This is a genomic window from Actinoplanes sp. NPDC048791 (assembly GCF_040650095.1).
Classification (GTDB): domain Bacteria; phylum Actinomycetota; class Actinomycetes; order Mycobacteriales; family Micromonosporaceae; genus Actinoplanes.
The window spans coordinates 1-3,600 of sequence record NZ_JBEZGQ010000853.1; the positions used below are offsets into that span (position 1 = coordinate 1).

Annotated in this window: 4 protein-coding genes; all 4 read right to left on the reverse strand. The window is 71.9% G+C overall.

Going from position 1 to position 3,600, the window contains the following annotated elements; genetic code table 11:
- Positions 1-51: 51 nt before the first annotated feature.
- From AB0C29_RS38390 to AB0C29_RS38405, 4 genes are read right to left on the reverse strand one after another with little or no spacing between them, the layout of a single operon-like run.
- Positions 52-732, reverse strand: a complete 681-nt coding sequence (locus tag AB0C29_RS38390) for a hypothetical protein (protein WP_360831254.1) — start codon at positions 730-732, stop codon at positions 52-54.
- Positions 729-1,679 carry a hypothetical protein gene (locus AB0C29_RS38395; RefSeq protein WP_360831256.1) on the reverse strand — a complete coding sequence of 317 codons (951 nt, stop codon included), beginning with the start codon at positions 1,677-1,679 and terminating at the stop codon, positions 729-731. The genes AB0C29_RS38390 and AB0C29_RS38395 overlap by 4 nt, the downstream gene beginning before the upstream one ends.
- Before the next feature lie 44 nt (positions 1,680-1,723).
- Positions 1,724-2,734 (reverse strand): 1-aminocyclopropane-1-carboxylate deaminase, encoded by a 1,011-nt coding sequence (locus AB0C29_RS38400; RefSeq protein WP_360555260.1) that lies wholly within the window; start codon positions 2,732-2,734, stop codon positions 1,724-1,726.
- A 9-nt stretch (positions 2,735-2,743) separates the two neighbouring features.
- Positions 2,744-3,505: an aspartate/glutamate racemase family protein gene (locus AB0C29_RS38405; protein WP_360831259.1), complete on the reverse strand. Its 762-nt coding sequence runs from the start codon at positions 3,503-3,505 to the stop codon at positions 2,744-2,746.
- Positions 3,506-3,600 lie beyond the last annotated feature (95 nt).

A 3,600-nucleotide genomic window follows, 5' to 3' on the forward strand; every position in this document is an offset into this window, starting at 1 on the left:
GCCCGGCCGACGCCACGTCCACCGCCGGTCACCACGTAGGAAGCCATGCCCTCAGCTTTCCAGCCGGGCGGCTGCGGCCCAGCGCCGGGCGGCCGGCACCGCTACGCTGCCCAGCGGCGCGATGGCCCGGGCGACGGCGCCACCCAGCGCAGCGTCTGATCCAGGGTGTCGCGCACTGGCGGGCGGCCGAAGGCGCCCAGCGGTGTCCAATGTGTTCAACGCGTCGAGCAGCTCCGGCTCGCCTGGGCGCCGGGCCAGTTCACGCAGCACCGATCGGTGCAGCCGCTCGCGTGCCGGATCTCGCAGCACGGCCAGCAGCTCGCCGTTCGACCAAGCCAGGTGCGGCGACGGCGGCGCACTCCGCTGCGCCGGCGGCTTCCGATCGATGTGTTCGAGCACTTCCGGTCCGCGCTGCCCGCGCAAGATGTAGTCGCGGACGCCGGCAATCACCTCCTCGAACCCGGCCGCGCCCAGACAGGCCAGCACACCGAGAGCGACAGTGAACTCCGGCTCGGCGGCGTGCAGCCGCGCGAGGATCGGCTGGATCGGCAGGCCGAGGTCCCGGACGAGCCGGGCCAGATAGACATCCCGTGAATCGACCTGCCAGTCCCAGGCGTACTGGTGCCGCAGGCAGGCCTCGACGAGCGCCGGATCCCGGACCGCGCGGGCGCCCCGGCCGAGCCCCCGCTGCAACTGCCCGGCGACTGTGTCCGGGGAGTCGTAGACGATCACGGCGCCAGCCGAGCGGCCGCCGCGTCGCGGACGTCGGGGGTTTCGATGGGGTCGTCGCGCAGGTAGACCAGGCGTTCCCGGATCCGGGGAGAGAGCCGCACCCGCTGCACGGCCAGCAAGCGGACGTCCCCCTCGCAGTCCCACAGCCCTTCCCGCAGGCCACTCTCGGCGCCGTCCGGATCCAGCGCGAGGTAAGCACGCAGATAGCTCGCGCGTTCGTAGCTGTGCGGGGTGAACCACAACCGGCGCAGCAGCTTCGGGACGCCGGCCGTGCCCGGTCCGCCGATGCGCGCCAGTCCGTCGACGAGGCGGTCGTAGCCGCAACGGTCGCCGGCGCGGGTATCGAGCCAGGCGATGCCGTCGAGCAGCAGCGGCACATCAGACTCATCGCCGTGGGCGGCGGCAAAGAGCAACCTGTTCCAGCGGTCCGGGTCGGCCGTCTCCCGCTCCTCATCCCCCGGCGGGACGGCCGGATCACCCGGCGGGACGGCCGGATCACCCGGCGGGACGGCCGATTTCGGCGCGGCCGGGCCGTCCACCGGTGGCCGCAGGTCCTCCCAGTGCTCGACGGGCCACTCCCGCGACACCACCTGCAGCACCTCCCACCCTCGGGAGCCTTCGATCACGTAGCGGCGGACCTCGTCCACCACGCCGTCCACACCGGCCCGGCCCAGAACTTCCAGGACCTCCAGCGTGTTGGTGAACTCGTTGTTCTCCTCGTCGGGATCCGCGGCGTGCAGCCGGTCGGTGAGTGGCTCGGCGCTGAGCCCGAGGTCACGGATCAGCCGGGCCAGGTAAACAGCGCGCTCGTCGATGCTCCACCACCAGCGGAAGTCACGGCGGACACACGCGTACACGGTCTCGGCGTCGCTCGCCTCGCGGGCGCCCCGGCCGAGGCCGCGCTGCAGCTGCCCGGCGATGGTCCGGGCCGATTCGTAGAAAGTCATCGCCAGGCAGTGTGCGGCCGGCAGGCGATGCCGTCCGCTGATTTTCAGACGATGGCGCTGTACGCGTTCAGGGCCGGCTGCCCGCCGAGGTGGGCGTACAGGACCGTCGCGTCCTTGCTGATCTCGCCCCGGGTGACCAGGTCGATCAGGCCGGCCATCGACTTGCCCTCGTACACCGGGTCGGTGATCATGCCCTCGGTCCGGGCGGCCAGCCGCATCGCTTCCAGGGTTGTCTCGTCCGGGATGCCGTAGATGCCCGCGTGGTAGCGGTCGTCCAGCAGGATCTCGTCGTCGCGCAGCTCGCGGCCCAGGCCGATCAGCTCGGCCGTGTTGCGGGCGATCCGGGCCACCTGGTCCCAGGTCTCCGCCGGCTTGGCCGAGCCGTCGATGCCCAGCACCCGCCGCGGCCGGTCGTCGCCCAGCGCCGCGAAGCCCGCGATCATCCCGGCCTGGGTGCTGCCGGTCACCGAGCAGACCACCACCGTGTCGAAGAAGACCCCGAGCTGGGCCTCCTGGTCGGCCACCTCGCGCGCCCAGTTGGCGAAGCCGAGACCGCCGAGCCGGTGGTCGGAGGCGCCGGCCGGGATCGCGTACGGTTTCCCGCCGCGCGCCTCCACCTCCGCGATGGCCTGGTCCCAGCTCTCCTTGAAGCCGATGCCGAAGCCGGCCTTGACCAGCCGTACGTCGGCCCCGGCGAGCCGGCTGAGCAGGATGTTGCCGACCTTGTCGTAGACGCTGTCCGGCCAGTCGACCCAGCTCTCCTGGATCAGCACGCACTTCAGTCCCGCGTACGCGGCCACGGCGGCGACCTGCCGGGTGTGGTTGGACTGCACGCCGCCGATCGAGACGAGCGTGTCGCAGCCCTGGGCCAGCGCGTCGGCGACCAGGTATTCGAGCTTGCGGGTCTTGTTGCCGCCGTACGCGATGCCGGAGTTGCAGTCCTCGCGCTTGGCCCACACGGCGGCGCCGCCGAGGTGCCGGGTGAGCCGGTCCAGGCGGTGCACGGGCGAGGGCCCGAACAGCAGCGGGTACCGGTCGAAGTCGTCCAGCGGCATGGCAGCTCCTCAGTCGGGTCCTGCCGACCATCCTGCCAGGTCAGGCCGGGTGAACCCGGCGAGAAGGCCGGTGTAGTGCTTCGGCGGCGGGGCCGCATATTCGCCTACGGGTGACGTCCGCAGGCCCAGCGTCACCAGCGACTGCACGAACACCGTCGCGGCGGCCACGCCGTCCACCACCGGGACGCCCAGTTCGGCGGACACCCGTGCGCAGAGGTCGGCCATGCCCGCGCAGCCCAGCACGATGACGTCCGAGTCGTCGCGTTCCAGGGCGGCCCGGCCCACGGCGATCACCCGTTCGACGGTGTCCGGGTCCGTGTCGAGTTCCAGGACCGGGATGGCGCACCCGTACACGCCTCGGCAAGCCCGGCCCGCGCCGTAGCGCGCGGCCAGCTCCCAGGCCCGGCCGCGGGTCCGGTCGAGCGTGGTCACCACGCTGAAGCCGCGGCCGAGCAGCATGGCCGCGTGCATCGCGGCCTCGGCGATGCCGATCACCGGCCCGGACGCCAGCTCCCGCGCCGCATCCAGGCCGGGATCACCGAAGCAGGCGATCACGTACCCGTCGACGCCGGCCCGCTCCCCGCCAGCGACCTCGGTCAGGATGCCGGGGACGCTGAGCGCCTCGTCGTAGTGGCTCTCGATCGACGCCGGGCCCAGCGCGGGTGTGACCGCGTCGAGGCGGGTGCCCGGACCGATCACGGCCCGGGCACTCAGCTCGATCTTCTCGGTCATCGCCACGGTGGTGTTGGGGTTGATGACCCGGATGTGCATGGATGCTCCTATGGATGTGAAGCGGCTAGTTCAAGATCGTTTGAGGTGATGATCTGGTAGAGCTCGCGGGCGACGTAGCGCTTGAGGCACCGGAT